We start from the raw sequence: 17,014 nt of genomic DNA, 5'->3' as shown, positions 1-17,014 counted from the left end.
ATCACGATCGGAAATAGGCGTTTGGTGCGGACGACGGGGATCGAACCCGTATGACCGAAGTCGAGGGATTTTAAGTCCCTTGCGTCTACCAGTTTCGCCACGTCCGCGGTGAGCGATTTCAATATCTTCGGAGGAGGAGAATTGGAAGGCTCGCACAACGTAAAAAATGTTGTGCGACCACTGTTCGCAAGGCGTTCCTTCACCGCTAGTGCGCGGGATGGTGTTCCGAAAGGCCTGCCGGCGTTCCGCTGAGACCGGCAAACCGTCATTTCTCCCGCCTGTTAAAAATCATTCTGTTTTCATTCATCCTCGGCGTTCTATGTTCCATTACAGGAAGGAAACACTGAGGAGAGTGAACATGAAAACACCAGTGAGAACTATCGGGCTCTTCGCGGCACTTGTAACGCTATTGAGCGGTGCACCGGCGTCGGCCCAGGACTTCGAGCTTTACATCGATCGCGACGGACCTCGCTACCGGGAGGAATACCGGCCGCGGCGGGGCTACGACGATGACTATCGCGATCGGAGATACTACCGGCCGCGCTCCGAACGTTCGGGATGCTCGGTTGGTGAGGCTATGCGAAGAGCGAGCCGCTACCTTGACGATCCGCAACCGGGAAAGACCTCGAACCGTTCCATCGAAATCCGAGGCTACGGCAGCAGAGGCGAGCGGAACCGGGTCATCTTTGCGAACCGGCCAGGCTGCCCCCGCATCGGATAAGCGGCGAGAATCATGACAAGAAGCCCCCTCAGCCACGGAGGCCGAGGGGGCTAAGTTTGAAAGACCTGTCTAAGGCTGTCGGTCAGCACATCTGGTTTCGCCATGGACGAGAAATCGATACAGCTCGATCGACTTCACAATTGGCGACGCTGCGGTCCCAGCAACCTACTGCTTGACGATCAGGCCTTGCCCGGTCGGAAGTGTGAGAACGACCTGGCCGTGGTGGGCCGCAAATGCGTCCCACATCCGGTTCTGCTCTTCATGCCCTTCGAATGCGTAATCATCCAGAACGATCGTGGCACCAGGAACGACGTGGTCCCAGACCCTCTCGATGCTTGCCTTTTCGTAGCTCGCGGCATTCAGATCCACTGAGAGATAGGCAATCCTGCCGATCGGCACACCGTCGAGACTGGCGGGTAATGCCCCCCGAACAAGAACCGCGTTCGGAAATGGAGCGAAGTTGCGCTTGGCTATCTCGAAAACGTCGAAATAGATGCCCTTGTTTCGCTGCTTGCAGAGATGCTCCTCATCCGAGGTCATTTCGCCAGCCGGTATTCCTTCGAAGGTGTCGAAAAGCCAGAACTTCCGATCGATGGTGCCGAAGTCGATATATCGGCAGACCGTCATCGACAGAAGGCCTGCATTGACCCCGAATTCAACGAAGTCGCCTTCCAGCTTCAATGCTCGAGACGCCCCCCAACAACAGGTATGAGCCCGCCATCTGACGTCGGGCACCCTTCCCCGCTTTTTCCAGGCTTCTCGGTTTCCCTGCTCTGCAAACGACCATGCCGCCGCAAAGCGCGGTTCGTCCTTGAAGTCGGTATTCTTGTTGTAGGTCCGAAACCCGTCCGCGGCGTAACCCGGCAGTGCCCTGTCTCCGTTGAGGAGATATTTCATCCGGCGACGAAGCTCGCGTGCACGCATGGGATAGACAACCCCTACCTGAATATCGGGGATACCTATCGCGAAGCTTCTCGATTTCAATCGACCCGCTTGCCCTTCTATGGGCTGAGGTGCCTGCCCAATGTCGGCAGCCCTTCGCTGCCCGTTTCGCTTTCGCCAGGAACAGGAAAAGCGCGGTGATCGCTCACCGCGCTTTGTTTTATCCTATCCGCGCGGCGATCAGCCGGCGAGCTTGGCCGCCAGCTTCGCGACATGCGCGCCTTGGTACCTGGCGCCGTCGAGTTCGATTGCGGAGGGTTGGCGGGAGCCGTCGCCGCCGGTGATCGTGCTTGCGCCATACGGCGAGCCGCCCTTGATTTCATCGACGCCCGTCTGTCCGGCGAACGCATAGGGCAGGCCCGCGACCGCCATGCCATGGTGAAGCAGCGTCGGGATGAAGCCGAGGATGGTCGACTCCTGCCCGCCATGCTGGGTCGCCGAAGACGTAAAGACGGAGCCGAGTTTGCCGACAAGCTTGCCCTGGGCCCACAGACCGCCGGTCTGGTCCCAGAAATTGCGCATCTGCGACGTGACAGTCCCGAAACGGGTGCCCGAACCGACGATGATCGCGTCGTAATCTGCAAGTTCGTCGACAGTCGCGACCGGCGCGTCCTGGTCCACCTTGTAGTAGGAGGCCTTGGCGACCTCTTCCGGCACGAGTTCCGGCACGCGTTTGACCGTCACGTCTGCACCTGCGGACCTCGCACCCTCGGCCACGGCGTAAGCCATCTTCTCGATATGACCATAGGCGGAATAATAAAGAACAAGAACCTTCGGCACGATCTTCTCCAATCGACTTGTTTATCTGAACAGGGCGGGATTCGGCCCAAACCGAATGGACAACTAGCGGTCCCGACGCACTTCCGCCCAGCCCCGAGCGGGAGAACGCACTGTTCAGCATCCGGAGACGCTTTTTCGCTTGGGGGTCATAAATCCGTAACGGTCGGCATTTCTCCTCGATGTCTCCAACAATTTGCTTCTGACTTCGAGGTTTTGGGCTTAGGAGTTTCGGCACCTCCGGAGGAATTCCATGTCTGAAAATTCGCCCTCGATCGTTACCGCCGCCATGCTCGCCATTGGCGACGAACTGCTGTCCGGCCGGACCAAGGACAAGAATATCGGCCACCTCGCCGATCTGCTGACGCTGTCGGGCATCGACCTGAAGGAAGTGCGAATCGTCGCCGATGAAGAGGATGCGATCGTCGAGGCGCTCGATGCTCTGCGCCGCCGGTACGACTATGTCTTCACCTCGGGCGGTATCGGGCCGACCCATGACGATATCACCGCGGACGCGGTCTCGGCGGCGTTCGGCGTCCCTTGCATCCATGATCCCGACGCGATGAAACTACTCGCCGACATGTACGAGCGGCGCGAAATGGAGTTCACCGAGGCCCGCCAGCGCATGGCACGCATGCCGGAAGGGGCAACGCACATTCCCAATCCCGTGTCGACGGCACCCGGCTTCATCATCGGCAACGTCTATGTGATGGCCGGCGTGCCGCAGGTCTTCCAGGCCATGGTCGACAACGTACTGCCGATGCTCCGTACGGGCTCGAAAATGCTGTCCCGGGCCATCCCCTGCCCCTATGGCGAGGGCGATATCGGGACGCTTCTCGCAGCCGTTCAGAAGGCACATCCCGAGACCAGTATCGGCTCCTATCCGAAATATGACGGGCAGCGCTTTTCGACGGAGATCGTCGTGCGTGCGCGTGAGACGCAGGCCCTCGATGCCGCCTCCGAGGCCGTATCAGCGATGATCGCCGCAATCGGGCGGGCAAAAATTCCGACCAACCCGACGGCGGACGCCTGATCCGGTTTCTCTTCGTTCGACAGATGCTTGACCAAGGTCAATGAGGGCACCACCTTATTATTGAAGACTGGCTCCAACGCACGGAAACCAGCCGATGAGGAGGTAACAGCCATGGCCTACAAGACCATTCTCGCCGTTCTCGACACTCCGCAGAATGCTCCTCAAATAACGGGTTTCGCGATGGCCCTCGCTGAGCAGTTCTCGGCTCATATCATCGGCGTGCATGCCGAAACGCTCGCCGCTGTTCCGCTGATTGCTCCGATGGAAATTCCCGATCCCGCTGCCGTGCAGGTGTTGCAGGAAGTGGCGCAGAAGGAAACCGCCGAAGTCGAGCGGATCTTCAAGGAGCGGACGGCGCGCGAGGGGCTGTCGACCGAATGCCGCAGTTTTATCTCGACGGCCGGATACAGCTCCACATCGGTTTTGGAAACGGCGCGCGCCGTCGATCTGATCGTCGCCAGCCAAAGCGACCCGGCTCATGCCGATCATCGCGCCGATCTGGAAACCTTCCTTTTCGAGAGCGGCCGACCGATGCTGTTCGTCCCCTATACGATAAGCGAACCCCCGCCGATCCGCCGTGTGCTGGTCGCCTGGAACGGCTCGCGGGAGGCTGCGCGAGCGACCTTCGATTCGCTGCCCTTCCTGCAAGCGGCGGAAAGCGTCGAGGTCCTGGTGATCGATCCGCCGGAGCGCGGCCATCACACGCACGAACTCGCCGGAAGCCAGATCGCGGCGACGCTCGCACGCCACGGGATCAACGTGACGCTGACGACGCAGGAAACCGGCGGCGGAGTGCGCACAGCAGCCGCAATCGAAAATCGCCTGGCGGACAACAGCATCGATCTCCTCGTCATGGGCGGCTACGGGCACGCCCGCTGGTGGGAATTCCTGTTCGGCGGCGTTACGCGCAGCATGCTCGACTCGATGACGGCGCTGACGCTGCTGTCGCGCTGACAATCTTGCCTTCCGGGGTGGAATGCCGCTATTAGCGAGAGCCAACGCAGCTCTCGCTAATGGCAGAAAACATGTCCCTTCCCGAAAAAGCATTTCCCGTTTCCTGGGATCAGTTCCACCGCGACGCCCGTGCACTTGCCTGGCGGCTCGCCGGCCTCAATCAGGATTTCCGCGCCATCGTCTGCATCACCCGCGGCGGGCTCGTTCCGGCGGCGATCATTTCGCGCGAACTCAATATCCGGCTCATCGAGACGGTCTGCATCGCCTCCTACCACGACTACGTGAACCAGGGCGAAATGAACCTTCTCAAGGGAATTGCTCCCGAGCTCGTCACCGATGGCGGATCGGGCGTGCTGGTGGTCGACGACCTGACCGACACCGGCAAGACGGCATCGGAAGTGCGCGTCATGCTGCCCAAGGCCCATTTCGCCTGTGTCTATGCCAAGCCGAAGGGCGTTCCGACGGTGGACACTTTCGTTACGGAAGTCAGCCAGGACACCTGGATCTATTTCCCCTGGGACATGGGCTTCACCTATCAGGAGCCGATCGCCAAGGGGCCGCGCGCCTAGATTCCGATACGGCACCCGTGAAGCATAGCCTCGCGGGAGCCCGCCTGTGCCGACAGGCCAGCGCGAAGACGAACCGCATTCGTCAACAATATCCAGGCGCGCTATCGCAGCGAGCGACCGGCCGCATCTGCCTGCGCCCCTATTTTTCATTAGGCCACGCTTACTTTATTGTTTCTTCACATAATGAAGGAACACTGTCCCCGTATGCTTGGCCCTGCAACGGCCACGCGGGTATGACGCCTGCCCCACCAACAATCAGCATACGATGCCCCAGTGATATCAGCGGGCCGGCCCATCCGGCAGCAATGGATTGCGTCGAGGCCAGGAATGCGTAACTTTTTGAAGAAGATGCCGCTGACCGCGAAGCTCGCGGCGCTGATCGTTGCCGTGAACATCTGTGGCATCTCCGTGTTGGCGACCTATACCTGGATATCCGAGACGCGCCTGCTGACCAAAACCGCCACCACCCACTGGCTGAACGACACCGAGCAGCTCGCCTCGCTGGTCTCCGGCGGTGTGAAATGGGGCAAGGCCGCAGCGGTTCGGGAGGCCTATGCCCTGCAGCGCGAAAAGCCGGAACTGGGCCTCGTTCAGTTTGCGGCCTTCAACGCCGAACTTGCGACTGTCGACACCTGGACGCAGGACGGCCTGGCGGGCGGCCTCTCCTCCGCCGAGATAGCCCAGGTTATCGGCCAGAAGGCGCAGAGTGCGATTGTCGATGAGGCCCGGTCGTCGGACGGTTTGATCACGATCGTCGCCCCCCTCCCGCCGGACAAGTCCGGCAAGATCACCGGCTATCTCTTCACGGCCTGGTCGATCGCTGAAATTACAGCCGAGGCGCAGAACGAAGTTCTGAAATCATTGCTCATTCAGCTACTGGTCATCACCGTAGCGATCCTTGCCTTCCTTTTCGCAATGAGACGACTGGTCGGCCGCCCGATCAGAACCTTGAGCGCGCGCATCAGCGATCTGCAGGCGGGAGATCTGGCATCTCCGGTCGATTATCAGCACAACGGCGACGAAATCGGCGTTCTCGCGCGTGCTTTGGAGGTTTTCCGCAACGAAGCGATCACCAAGGTGGAAAAGGATCGGGTTGCTGCCGAGCAGCGCCAGTCGCTTGATGAGGAGCGCGCCCGCAACACCCGGATAACGGAAGAAACCAGCAGCGTTCAACGAACGGTCATGGCTCAGCTCGGCCAGGCGCTGGAAAAGCTCGCGGGCGGCGATTTCTCCAGCAAGCTCAGCGGTCTGGGGCCGGATTTTGAAAAGTTACAGAGGGACTTCAACAACATGGTCGAAGCGGTGGCCGCCGCGCTGACCGAGATCAAGGAGGCATCGCACGCTGTCGAAGATCGTTCCAGCGAGCTTGCCAACGCCGCCGATCAGCTTGCGAAGCGCACAGAGCAGCAGGCCGCTGCGCTCGAAGAGACCGCCGCAGCCCTTGATGAAGTGACCACAACCGTCAGGGCCTCTTCCCAGAAAGCCGAGAACGCCGGACAGCTGGTCGAGGAAGCCAAGCAAGGCGCCCATTCTTCCGCGACAGTCGTCCGCAACGCGATCGGCGCCATGGATCGGATCCAGACGTCGTCCAGCCAGATCGGCCACATCATCAGCGTCATCGACGAGATCGCATTCCAGACCAATCTCCTGGCGCTCAACGCCGGTGTCGAGGCGGCGCGCGCCGGTGAGGCCGGCAAAGGTTTTGCCGTCGTCGCGCAGGAAGTGCGCGAACTGGCGCAACGATCGGCAACCGCGGCCAAGGAAATCAAGGGACTGGTCAACGCCTCCAATCAAGAGGTTGCCGCCGGCGTCGGGCTCGTCAACGACACGGGCGACGCGCTTCTGAAGATCGGCGACCAGATCAACCGCATCAGCGACAGCATCGTCTCGATCGTCCAGTCCTCTCGCGAACAGGCCACCGGCCTGCAGGAGATCAACGGTGCGATCAACCAGATGGATCAGACCACGCAGCAGAACGCGGCGATGGTGGAAGAAACGAATGCCGCCTGCCAGGAGCTGCTCGCTCAGGGCCGTCTCCTGTTGAGTTCGGCAAGCAGGTTTACAGTCGCCGAACCGGCCGGAAGCGATTTCCGGTCCTTCGCCGGCGGAAATACCGGCCCCGCCGGCCAAACCAGACGAGCGTCCTGAACGGCGCCGCGTCAGCAGCATCCCCAGCAACCGTCAACAATCCACGGAAGGGAATACTCATGCAGAAGATCATCCTCGCGCTCGTCCTCGGCAGCACGATCGCAGCCGCGCCCGTTTTCAGCGCCCAGGCCGAAGAGGCCCATGTCGCTCCGGTCACGGATTACGTCACCGGCAAGGTGAAGCCCTGGCTCAGCGACCCGGTCGTGATTTCCGCCATCAAGGCGCAGAATGCCGCCAATGCGAAGCTCGGCGAAGCCGACATCCTGGCGCTCGACAAGAAATGGCGGGCAGAGGTTGACGGCTCCGATCATGCGACGATCGACGGCGTGCTCAACAACGCTCTCTCCAAATTCCTGCTGGAAAAGAAGGAAAAGTCGGACGGCACGATCACGGAAATCTTCGTGATGGATGCCAAGGGCCTCAACGTCGGCCAGAGCGACGTGACCTCCGACTACTGGCAGGGTGACGAAGCCAAGTTCAAGAAGTCCTTCGGCGCGGGCAAGGAAGCCCTGTTCGTCGATGAGGTGGAGAAGGACGAATCATCCCAGACGCTTCAATCCCAGGCGAGCGTGACGATCTCCGATGAGAGCGGCGCCCCGATCGGCGCCGTCACCGTCGGCATCAACATCGATTCTCTTTGAACCATGCATTAGGATCCTTCCCCGCTGCGGCCTTCAAGCCACGCAGCGGGGGAGGCCTTGAGGTTCGCCAATGGCCTCCATATCCGGATCTTTCTCTTTGCTCCGTCGGAAGACGGTGGTCCCGGCCGGGGCATCAGCGCTCCCGCTCAAGCGGCGATCCACGCTGCAAACGCGACGCCGACGGCAGAGAATCAGTTGCCATTCACGCGTGCTGGCGTTTCGCAACGGGCAGCAGGTTATATTTTGCCGAGCTTCCTGAAATCAGCTCCCTTTTGACGGATTTCGACCGCCGCCCTTGCAGCGGCGACACCGCTTTTCGCGCCAAAGCCCCTGTATTACAGGCATTGTTGATGTTTCCCCATTTTCCACAGCCCGCATACACAAGATGTTGTGGTTAAAAATCTGTCAAAAACCACCCCTTGACGGAATCGCTCAATTCAAACTTAATGGGCCCCGATGTTGCGGCGGCGACTGGACCGGACATAACGAGGCCGGTTCCTCACGAAAATCGACTGTAGAATCAGGGTACTGCGCCTCATGACGAGGCTCTGCCTCGAGGGCTAGTTGCGCGATTTTTCCCTCCCAAAAAAGCGACATCCGGGGCTGGTGATAATAAGCTGTTAATACTATATTTAGTGTTTGCAGCCACGATCGCCACAAGATACAGGAAATAACATCTCCGGATGACTCCTGTCAGAATGGAACGATCGGACTGGCTGTGCGAACACCCGCGCCGCCGGATGAGAACTTTTGCGCCTCGTGCACGAGGCCGGGCGCATCAAAAAATGAGGTAAGGGACCATGCGCATCGAACGTCGTTTCACCAAGCCTGCTACAGGCGCCTATGGGGAGATCGAATTCCGCAAGGCGGTCAGCGAAATCCGCAATCCGGACGGCTCGGTCGTCTTCCGGCTTGCCGATATCGATGTGCCGGCGCAGTTCTCCCAGGTCGCGACCGACGTTCTGGCGCAGAAGTATTTCCGCAAGGCCGGCGTTCCGAAGATCCTGAAAAAGGTCGAAGAAAACGATGTCCCCTCCTTCCTGTGGCGCTCTGTAGCTGACACGGAAGCGATGAAGGCCCTGCCGAAGGACGAGCAGTACGGTTCGGAAACCGATGCGCGCCAGGTCTTTTCCCGCCTTGCCGGCACCTGGACCTACTGGGGTTGGAAGGGCGGCTACTTTACGTCGGAAGAAGACGCGAGCGCCTTCATGGACGAGCTTGCCTATATGCTCGCCACCCAGCGCGTCGCCCCGAATAGCCCGCAGTGGTTCAACACCGGCCTGCACTGGGCCTATGGCATCGACGGCCCCGGCCAGGGCCACTTCTACATGGATCCGTTCACCGGCAAGCTGACCAAGTCGAAGTCTGCCTATGAGCATCCGCAGCCGCATGCCTGCTTCATCCAGTCGGTCGAGGACGATCTCGTCAACGAAGGCGGCATCATGGACCTCTGGGTTCGCGAAGCCCGCCTCTTCAAATACGGCTCCGGCACCGGCTCCAACTTCTCGATGCTGCGCGGCGAAGGCGAAAAGCTTTCCGGCGGCGGCAAGTCCTCCGGCCTCATGAGCTTCCTCAAGATCGGCGACCGGGCCGCCGGCGCGATCAAGTCGGGCGGCACCACGCGCCGCGCCGCCAAGATGGTCGTCGTCGACATCGACCATCCGGATATCGAGGAATACATCAACTGGAAGGTCAAGGAAGAGCAGAAGGTCGCCGCCCTCGTCACCGGCTCGAAGATCGTCAATCGCCACCTCAAGGCGATCATGAAGGCTTGCGTCAACTGCGATGGCGGTAGTGACGAAGACTGCTTCGATCCGGCCAAGAACCCTGCCCTGAAGCGCGAAATCCGCGCCGCCAAGAAGGACCAGGTTCCGGAAAACTACGTTCAGCGTGTCATCCAGTTCGCCCGCCAGGGCTACAAGGATCTTGAGTTCAAGACCTATGACACGGACTGGGATTCGGAAGCCTATCTCACCGTCTCCGGCCAGAACTCCAACAACTCCGTCTCGCTGAAGGACGATTTTCTGCGTGCGGTGGAAAATGACGGGGACTGGAACCTGACCGCCCGCAAGGACGGCCGCGTCATGAAGACCTTGAAGGCCCGCGACCTCTGGGAGCAGATCTCCTATGCCGCTTGGGCGTCCGCCGATCCGGGCATCCACTTCAACACGACGATGAACGACTGGCACACGTCGCCCGCCGGCGGCCCGATCCGCGGCTCGAACCCGTGCTCGGAATACATGTTCCTCGACGACACCGCCTGCAACCTCGCTTCGCTCAACCTCCTGCAGTTCAAGGACAAGGCGACGAAGAACATCAATATCGCCGATTACGAACATGCCGTCCGCCTCTGGACCGTGGTGCTCGAAGTCTCGGTCATGATGGCGCAGTTCCCGTCGAAGCGGATTGCCGAACTCTCCTACGAATACCGCACGCTCGGCCTCGGCTACGCCAATATCGGCGGCCTGCTGATGTCGACCGGCATTCCTTACGACTCGGCCGAAGGCCGTGCGATTGCCGGTTCGCTGACCGCGATCATGACCGGCATCGCCTATGCGACGTCAGCCGAAATGGCATCCGAGCTCGGTCCCTTCCCGAACTTCGAGCCGAACCGCGAGAGCATGCTGCGCGTCATGCGCAACCATCGCCGCGCCGCTTACGGCGAGACCTCCGGTTATGAGGCGCTGGCCGTCAACCCGGTCGCGCTCATCCATTCGGAAAACCCGGACCAGGATCTCGCAGTGCACGCCAAAGCCGCCTGGGACAAGGCGCTGGAACTCGGCGAGAAGCACGGCTACCGCAACGCCCAGACGACCGTGATCGCGCCGACCGGCACGATCGGCCTCGTCATGGATTGCGACACGACCGGCATCGAGCCCGATTTCGCGCTCGTCAAGTTCAAGAAGCTCGCCGGCGGCGGCTACTTCAAGATCATCAACGGCGCGGTTCCGGAAGCGCTTCGCACGCTCGGCTACACGGAGAGCCAGATCGCCGAGATCGAGGCCTATGCCGTCGGTCACGGCAATATCAACCAGGCTCCGGGCGTCAACCCCGGCTCGCTGCGCGCCAAGGGCTTTACCGACGAGAAGATCGCCGCGATCAACGGCGCCACCAAGGCTGCCTTCGACATCAAGTTCGTCTTCAACCAGTGGACGCTCGGCGCCGACTTCCTGAAGAACACGCTGAAGGTTTCGGACGAGCAGCTCGCCGACATGAGCTTCAACCTGCTCGAGCACCTCGGGTTCTCGAAGAAGGACATCGAAGCCGCCAACATCCATGTCTGCGGTGCGATGACGCTCGAAGGCGCGCCCTTCCTCAAGGCCGAGCATCTGCCGGTCTTCGATTGCGCCAATCCCTGCGGCAAGATCGGCAAGCGTTATCTCTCGGTCGAGAGCCATATCCGCATGATGGCGGCCGCCCAACCGTTTATTTCGGGTGCGATCTCCAAGACGATCAACATGCCGAACGACGCGACCGTCGAAGATTGCGGTTCGGCCTACATGCTCTCCTGGAAGCTCGGCCTCAAGGCGAACGCGCTTTACCGCGACGGTTCCAAGCTCAGCCAGCCGCTCAACGCCTCGCTGATCGATGAGGACGACGCCGAAGACGCGCTCGAGGAACTGATGCAGAGCCCGGTTGCGGCCCAGGCCGTGCAGATCACCGAAAAGATCGTCGAGCGGGTCATCGAACGCGTCACCCGCGAGCGGGAAAAGCTTCCGAACCGCCGCCAGGGTTATACCCAGAAGGCCAATGTCGGCGGCCACAAGGTGTATCTCCGCACCGGCGAATTCGGCGACGGCCGCATCGGCGAGATCTTCATCGACATGCACAAGGAAGGTGCGGCCTTCCGTGCGATGATGAACAACTTCGCCATCGCCATCTCGCTCGGCCTTCAGTACGGCGTGCCGCTGGAAGAATATGTGGAGGCCTTCACCTTCACCAAGTTCGAGCCGGCCGGCATCGTCACCGGAAACGACGCGATCAAGAACGCGACCTCGATCCTCGACTACGTGTTCCGCGAGCTCGCCGTCTCCTATCTCGGCCGCCACGACCTCGCCCATGTGGATACGTCGGACTTTTCCAACACCGCACTCGGCAAGGGCATCCAGGAAGGCAAGACCAACCTGATCTCCACCGGCTGGACCCGCGGCTACAAGCCGACGCTGGTGTCGAACAACGGCTCCGACCGGGCCGCCGGCGAACCCAAGGGTGCAGCAACCGCCGCCCCTGCCCGGGCATCGGCGACCGTCACCTCGTTTGCAGGCTCTGCCGCCCGCAAGCTGGAGCCGACGACGGCGATCTCAACCTCCGAAATCGTCGCCTTCAAGCGTGACTACGAAGAGCGCGCCAAGGAACTGGCAGAAGAGATCGCCGAGGAGGTGTTGGACGAGGTCGTCAACGAAAGCCAGCAGGTCGCAACCGCCCTCTTCTCCGACAAGGCCGAGGCCGACGCCGCCGCCGCCAAGACGGAAGCCAAGAAGGTCGAAAACGAACGCCGCATGCGCTCGATCGCCCAAGGCTACACGGGCAACATGTGCTCCGAGTGCCAGAACTTCACGATGGTCCGCAACGGCACCTGCGAGAAGTGCGACACATGCGGCGCCACGAGCGGATGCTCTTGATAAACACAGGGGCTAATGTCCCGTGCATGCATGCCTGAAGATTTGCGTCTGAGGCACCCTTAGAAATGTATCCGGCAGAAAGGCACCCGAATGATCTTCGGGTGCCTTTGTGTTTGAGAACGGAAATTCGGGCAGGTGATGGCCGTCTGCGCCGATTCGGCGTCACGGGGGATCAGCACAATTGGAAGCTCGGGCAATGAAGCAACAGAAGGCGATCAGTCCCCGGAAATGCGTCCTGCGATGCCGCCTCCGTTTTCCTTGACAGTCTGCATTGCCACATTGGTCGAAGTGTTGGCGACATAGGGGAGGTTTGATATCCGTTCCCCCAACACTTCACGGTATCTGCGTATGTCCCTGGTTCTGATCTTGAGCAGGTAATCGAACCTTCCTGCGATCATATGGCACTCTTCGACTTCCTTGATTTTCCGGACCGCCGCATTGAACTTTTGCAGCGCCTCCTCTTGCGTGTTCGACAATTTGACTTCGGCAAAAGCTATGTGTTCGAGTTGAAGTTTGGACGGATTGATGATCGCGGTGAAGCCCTGAATGTAGCCTTCGGAGATCAACCGTTTCATTCGCATCTGACAAGGCGTCTTCGAAAGCCCGATCTTGACGGCCAGATCGGTGACAGAAATCCTTCCATCGGCGGAGAGAACCTCGAGAATCCTTTGATCGAATTGGTCGATTTCACTGTTCTGGCCGCCATCTCCGGGCATAATCTCTCTCCAGTACGTTAAAAAAAGTCGAATTCGCGGCCATTAGGACACAACGAAGTCGGAAAGACTAGAGATGGTGTGGTAATTTCATCGGGATGATGCCGGGAGCGCAAGGCTTCCTCGGCCGAACCGTCGAAAAGGTCACCAATGTCTACGCTGCCCCTCTCCCATTCCGAACTCGACTCCGCCCGACCATTCGCCGCTTTCGCTCCGCCCATCCGCCAGCAGTCACCCCTTCGGCAGGCAATCACCGCGGCCTACCGCAGGCCAGAAACGGAATGCCTCCCTCCGCTTGTGGAAGCCGCCCGGCTGACCAACGCGACGAAGGGGAAGGTCGCCGGGACCGCCCGCAAGCTCATCGAGGCACTGCGCGCCAAGCATAAGGGAACCGGCGTCGAAGGTCTGGTCCATGAATACGCGCTGTCGAGCCAAGAAGGCGTGGCGCTGATGTGCCTTGCGGAAGCGCTTCTCCGAATTCCGGACACGGAGACGCGCGACGCCCTGATCCGCGACAAGATCGCTGAGGGGGATTGGAAGTCGCACCTGGGGGGCACCAAATCGATGTTTGTCAACGCGGCCACCTGGGGTCTCGTCGTCACCGGCAAGCTAACCTCGACAGTCAACGACCGAAGCCTCGCTGCCGCCCTCACCCGCCTGATTGCCCGCGCCGGCGAACCTGTAATCCGCCGTGGCGTGGATATGGCCATGCGCATGATGGGCGAGCAGTTCGTAACGGGCGAGACCATCGAGGAGGCGATCAAGCGGTCGAAGCTGCTCGAAGCCCGCGGATTCCGCTATTCCTATGACATGCTCGGCGAAGCCGCGACGACCGCAGCCGATGCCACTCGGTACTTCCGTGACTACGAGAACGCCATTCATGCAATTGGCAAGGCCTCGGCCGGCCGCGGCGTCTACGAAGGCCCGGGGATTTCGATCAAGCTCTCCGCGCTGCACCCTCGCTACAGCCGCACGCAGACGGAGCGCGTCGTCAACGAACTGCTGCCCAAGGTGAAGCAGCTTGCTCTCCTGGCGAAGCGATACGACATCGGCCTGAACATCGACGCCGAAGAAGCTGACAGGCTCGAGCTTTCGCTCGACCTGCTGGAGGAGCTCAGCCTCGACAAGGACCTCGGTGGCTGGGACGGTCTCGGCTTTGTAGTCCAGGCTTACGGCAAGCGTTGCCCGTTCGTGCTAGACTACGTCATCGACCTCGCCCGTCGGTCGGGTCGCCGCATCATGATCCGTCTGGTGAAAGGTGCCTACTGGGACGCCGAGATCAAGCGCGCCCAGCTGGACGGCCTCGAAGGGTTCCCCGTTTACACGCGCAAGGTCCACACGGACGTCGCTTACATCGCCTGCGCCCACAAGCTTCTCGCGGCTCCCGACGCTGTGTTCCCTCAGTTCGCCACCCACAACGCACAATCGCTCGCGACGATTTACGAGCTTGCAGGCCCGGACTTCGAAGTCGGCAAGTACGAGTTCCAGTGCCTGCATGGAATGGGCGAACCCCTCTATGACGAGGTCGTCGGCAAAGCCAAGCTCGACCGTCCCTGCCGCATTTATGCTCCCGTCGGCACTCACGAGACGCTGCTGGCCTACCTTGTTCGACGCCTCCTGGAAAACGGAGCGAACTCCTCGTTCGTGAACCGCATCTCCGACGAAAACGTCTCGGTCGACGAACTTGTCACGGATCCGGTCGACGTCGTGGAAGCGATGCCTGTCGTCGGCATGCCCCACGACCAGATCGCCTTGCCCGCTGATCTTTACGGCAAGGAGCGGACCAATTCGAAGGGTCTCGACCTCTCCAACGAGGACACTCTGGCCGACCTCGCCTCAAAGCTGCAAGCCACGGTCCCGCAACAGTGGCACGCCACCCCGTTGCTGGCTGACGGCTCGCTTGAAGGCAAGACGCGTCCTGTCGTGAACCCGGCAGACCACAACGATGTCGTGGGATCGGTAACGGAGATCGCTGTCGAAGACGCTCCGCGCATCGCGCGTATGGCCGCTGAAGGGGCCGCTCAGTGGGCAGCGACGACGCCCGCAGAACGCGCCGATTGCCTGGAACGCGCAGCCGATCTCATGCAGGAACGGCTGGAAGTCCTGATGGCGATCGCCATGCGCGAAGCCGGAAAGTCAGCGGCGAACGCGGTCGGCGAAGTGCGCGAGGCTATCGATTTCCTCCGCTATTACGCCGTGCAGGCTCGAAAAACGCTCGGTCCGTCGCATGCTCCACTGGGAGCGGTTCTCTGCATCAGCCCATGGAACTTCCCGCTCGCGATCTTCACTGGTCAGGTCGCTGCCGCGCTCGTGGCCGGCAACTCGGTCATGGCGAAGCCCGCTGGCGTGACGCCGATCATCGCATCCGAGAGCGTGAAAATCCTGCACCAGGCAGGCGTGCCGCGCGGGGCGCTGCAGCTCGTCACAGGTAGCGGAAGGCTGGGTGCGGCGCTGGTCGCGGCCCCTGAAACCGCCGGTGTCATGTTCACGGGTTCGACTGAGGTCGCCCGCCAAATCCAGGCGCAGCTCGCTGAACGGCTGTCTGCCACCGGGAAACCGATTCCCTTGATCGCCGAAACGGGCGGTCAGAACGGCATGATCGTGGACTCGTCCGCGCTTGCCGAACAGGTGGTGTTCGACGTTATCGCCTCTGCCTTCGATAGCGCCGGTCAGCGTTGCTCGGCGCTGCGCGTTCTTTGCCTTCAGGAAGATGTCGCCGACCGCACGCTGGCGATGCTCAAGGGCGCATTGAAGGAGCTTGCGATCGGCCGGACCGATAAGCTCAGCATCGACATCGGCCCTGTCATCAACACAGGTGCCAAGGAGGAGATCGAAAACCACATCGAGCGGATGCGCTCTCTCGGCTGCAAGGTCGAACAGCTCCCGCTTCCACGTGCTGCCGAACTCGGAACCTTTGTCCCTCCGACGATCATCGAACTGAAGAAAATGTCCGACCTGACCCGAGAGGTATTCGGGCCTGTCCTTCACGTCATTCGTTATCGTCGTGAGGACCTAGACCGGCTGATAGACGAGGTTAACGACTCCGGTTACGGCTTGACCTTCGGCCTTCATACGCGCCTCGACGAAACCATTGAACACGTGACGAGCAAGATCAAGGCGGGCAATCTCTACGTCAACCGTAACATCATCGGGGCCGTGGTCGGCGTTCAACCGTTCGGCGGGCGCGGACTCTCGGGCACAGGTCCCAAGGCTGGTGGTCCACTCTATATCGGTCGCCTTGTACAGCGGGCTCCCGTGCCCCCGCGCCACGGCTCGGTTCATACCGATCCGGCACTGCGTGAATTCGCCTCATGGCTGGGCCGGCGCGGCCATAACGCGGATGCGGATGCCGCCCGCGATCTGGCCGACATCTCCGCCCTGGGCCTCAACCAGGAGCTCACCGGGCCCGTTGGAGAGCGGAACCTCTACGCGCTGCATCCCCGCGGCCGTATCCTTCTCGTCCCCCAGACGCAACGCGGTCTCTTCCGCCAACTCGCGGCCGCCCTGGCGACGGGGAACGAAGTGGTCATCGACAAGGCTTCCAATCTTGAGAACGCGTTGAACTCGGTTCCCGCCTCGATAGCGGCAAGGCTTTCGTGGAGCGCGGACTGGAATGCGGCCGGTCCTTTCGCGGGCGCACTTGTCGAGGGTGACGTCGCACGCGTTCAGGAAGTGAACAAGCAGATCGCTGCGTTGGCTGGACCATTGGTGCTCGTCCAGGCCGCCACCTCCGAGGAATTGTCCAAGGACACAGGCGCATACTGCCTCAACTGGCTGCTCGAGGAGGTCTCGACCTCGATCAACACTGCCGCCGCCGGTGGTAATGCGAGCCTGATGACAATCGGATGACGCGTTGGCTGCCCGGTGAAAACCGCCGGGCAGCGTCACTTTGGA

At 60.9% G+C, this 17,014-nt stretch carries 11 protein-coding genes and 1 tRNA gene; 8 read left to right on the top strand and 4 right to left on the bottom strand.

Annotated features, from left to right (window positions below; all coding sequences use genetic code 11):
- Positions 1–22 precede the first annotated feature (22 nt).
- Positions 23–107, bottom strand: a tRNA-Leu gene (locus C5L13_RS18200).
- Between the two features lie 251 nt (positions 108–358).
- On the opposite strand from C5L13_RS18200, the gene C5L13_RS18195 reads away from it, so the two are divergent.
- A complete protein-coding gene (locus tag C5L13_RS18195) occupies positions 359–721 on the top strand; it encodes a hypothetical protein (RefSeq protein WP_245571332.1) in 363 nt (120 codons plus the stop codon).
- 165 nt (positions 722–886) lie between these two features.
- On the opposite strand, the gene C5L13_RS18190 is transcribed toward C5L13_RS18195, so the two are convergent.
- Positions 887–1,645 carry a TylF/MycF/NovP-related O-methyltransferase gene (locus C5L13_RS18190; RefSeq protein WP_105384685.1) on the bottom strand — a complete coding sequence of 253 codons (759 nt, stop codon included), beginning with the start codon at positions 1,643–1,645 and terminating at the stop codon, positions 887–889.
- Between the two features lie 198 nt (positions 1,646–1,843).
- On the bottom strand, positions 1,844–2,443 hold the full coding sequence (gene wrbA / locus C5L13_RS18185) for an NAD(P)H:quinone oxidoreductase type IV (RefSeq protein WP_105384684.1): 600 nt from the start codon (positions 2,441–2,443) through the stop codon (positions 1,844–1,846).
- 250 nt (positions 2,444–2,693) lie between these two features.
- Here wrbA and C5L13_RS18180 point away from each other — a divergent pair, with 250 nt between their 5' ends.
- The 6 genes from C5L13_RS18180 to C5L13_RS18155 all read left to right on the top strand — a co-directional run bounded on the left by C5L13_RS18180 (position 2,694) and on the right by C5L13_RS18155 (position 12,407).
- Positions 2,694–3,473, top strand: a complete 780-nt coding sequence (locus tag C5L13_RS18180; protein WP_105384683.1) for a competence/damage-inducible protein A — start codon at positions 2,694–2,696, stop codon at positions 3,471–3,473.
- A 111-nt stretch (positions 3,474–3,584) separates the two neighbouring features.
- Positions 3,585–4,427, top strand: a complete 843-nt coding sequence (locus C5L13_RS18175; protein ID WP_105384682.1) for a universal stress protein — start codon at positions 3,585–3,587, stop codon at positions 4,425–4,427.
- Positions 4,428–4,498: 71 nt separating this feature from the next.
- Positions 4,499–4,996, top strand: coding sequence for a xanthine phosphoribosyltransferase (gene gpt / locus C5L13_RS18170; RefSeq protein ID WP_105384806.1), 498 nt, complete (start codon positions 4,499–4,501; stop codon positions 4,994–4,996).
- 327 nt (positions 4,997–5,323) lie between these two features.
- Positions 5,324–7,144, top strand: a complete 1,821-nt coding sequence (locus C5L13_RS18165; protein ID WP_105384681.1) for a methyl-accepting chemotaxis protein — start codon at positions 5,324–5,326, stop codon at positions 7,142–7,144.
- A gap of 59 nt (positions 7,145–7,203) precedes the next feature.
- Positions 7,204–7,785: a hypothetical protein gene (locus C5L13_RS18160; protein WP_105384680.1), complete on the top strand. Its 582-nt coding sequence runs from the start codon at positions 7,204–7,206 to the stop codon at positions 7,783–7,785.
- 800 nt (positions 7,786–8,585) lie between these two features.
- Entirely contained in the window at positions 8,586–12,407 is a 3,822-nt protein-coding gene (locus C5L13_RS18155) for a vitamin B12-dependent ribonucleotide reductase (RefSeq protein WP_105384679.1), read from the top strand.
- A gap of 215 nt (positions 12,408–12,622) precedes the next feature.
- On the opposite strand, the gene C5L13_RS18150 is transcribed toward C5L13_RS18155, so the two are convergent.
- The gene (locus C5L13_RS18150; protein WP_105384678.1) at positions 12,623–13,123 is read right to left on the bottom strand and encodes an Lrp/AsnC family transcriptional regulator; all 501 of its coding nucleotides are present in this window, start codon (positions 13,121–13,123) and stop codon (positions 12,623–12,625) included.
- A gap of 147 nt (positions 13,124–13,270) precedes the next feature.
- Here C5L13_RS18150 and putA point away from each other — a divergent pair, with 147 nt between their 5' ends.
- Entirely contained in the window at positions 13,271–16,969 is a 3,699-nt protein-coding gene (gene putA, locus C5L13_RS18145; RefSeq protein ID WP_105384677.1) for a trifunctional transcriptional regulator/proline dehydrogenase/L-glutamate gamma-semialdehyde dehydrogenase, read from the top strand.
- Positions 16,970–17,014 lie beyond the last annotated feature (45 nt).

Origin of the sequence: Neorhizobium alkalisoli, from assembly GCF_002968635.1 — a bacterium.
Taxonomy (GTDB): domain Bacteria; phylum Pseudomonadota; class Alphaproteobacteria; order Rhizobiales; family Rhizobiaceae; genus Neorhizobium; species Neorhizobium alkalisoli.
This window is presented reverse-complemented; position numbering and strand designations above follow the sequence as displayed.

Bases quoted from the DNA above. Each gene is read 5' to 3' on its own strand.
- C5L13_RS18195 (WP_245571332.1), top strand. From the start codon at position 359: ATGAAAACACCAGTGAGAACTATCGGGCTCTTCGCGGCACTTGTAACG.
- C5L13_RS18190 (WP_105384685.1), bottom strand. From the start codon at position 1,645: ATGCGTGCACGCGAGCTTCGTCGCCGGATGAAATATCTCCTCAACGGA.
- C5L13_RS18180 (WP_105384683.1), top strand. From the start codon at position 2,694: ATGTCTGAAAATTCGCCCTCGATCGTTACCGCCGCCATGCTCGCCATT.
- C5L13_RS18175 (WP_105384682.1), top strand. From the start codon at position 3,585: ATGGCCTACAAGACCATTCTCGCCGTTCTCGACACTCCGCAGAATGCT.
- gpt (WP_105384806.1), top strand. From the start codon at position 4,499: ATGTCCCTTCCCGAAAAAGCATTTCCCGTTTCCTGGGATCAGTTCCAC.
- C5L13_RS18165 (WP_105384681.1), top strand. From the start codon at position 5,324: ATGCGTAACTTTTTGAAGAAGATGCCGCTGACCGCGAAGCTCGCGGCG.
- C5L13_RS18160 (WP_105384680.1), top strand. From the start codon at position 7,204: ATGCAGAAGATCATCCTCGCGCTCGTCCTCGGCAGCACGATCGCAGCC.
- C5L13_RS18155 (WP_105384679.1), top strand. From the start codon at position 8,586: ATGCGCATCGAACGTCGTTTCACCAAGCCTGCTACAGGCGCCTATGGG.
- C5L13_RS18150 (WP_105384678.1), bottom strand. From the start codon at position 13,123: ATGCCCGGAGATGGCGGCCAGAACAGTGAAATCGACCAATTCGATCAA.
- putA (WP_105384677.1), top strand. From the start codon at position 13,271: ATGTCTACGCTGCCCCTCTCCCATTCCGAACTCGACTCCGCCCGACCA.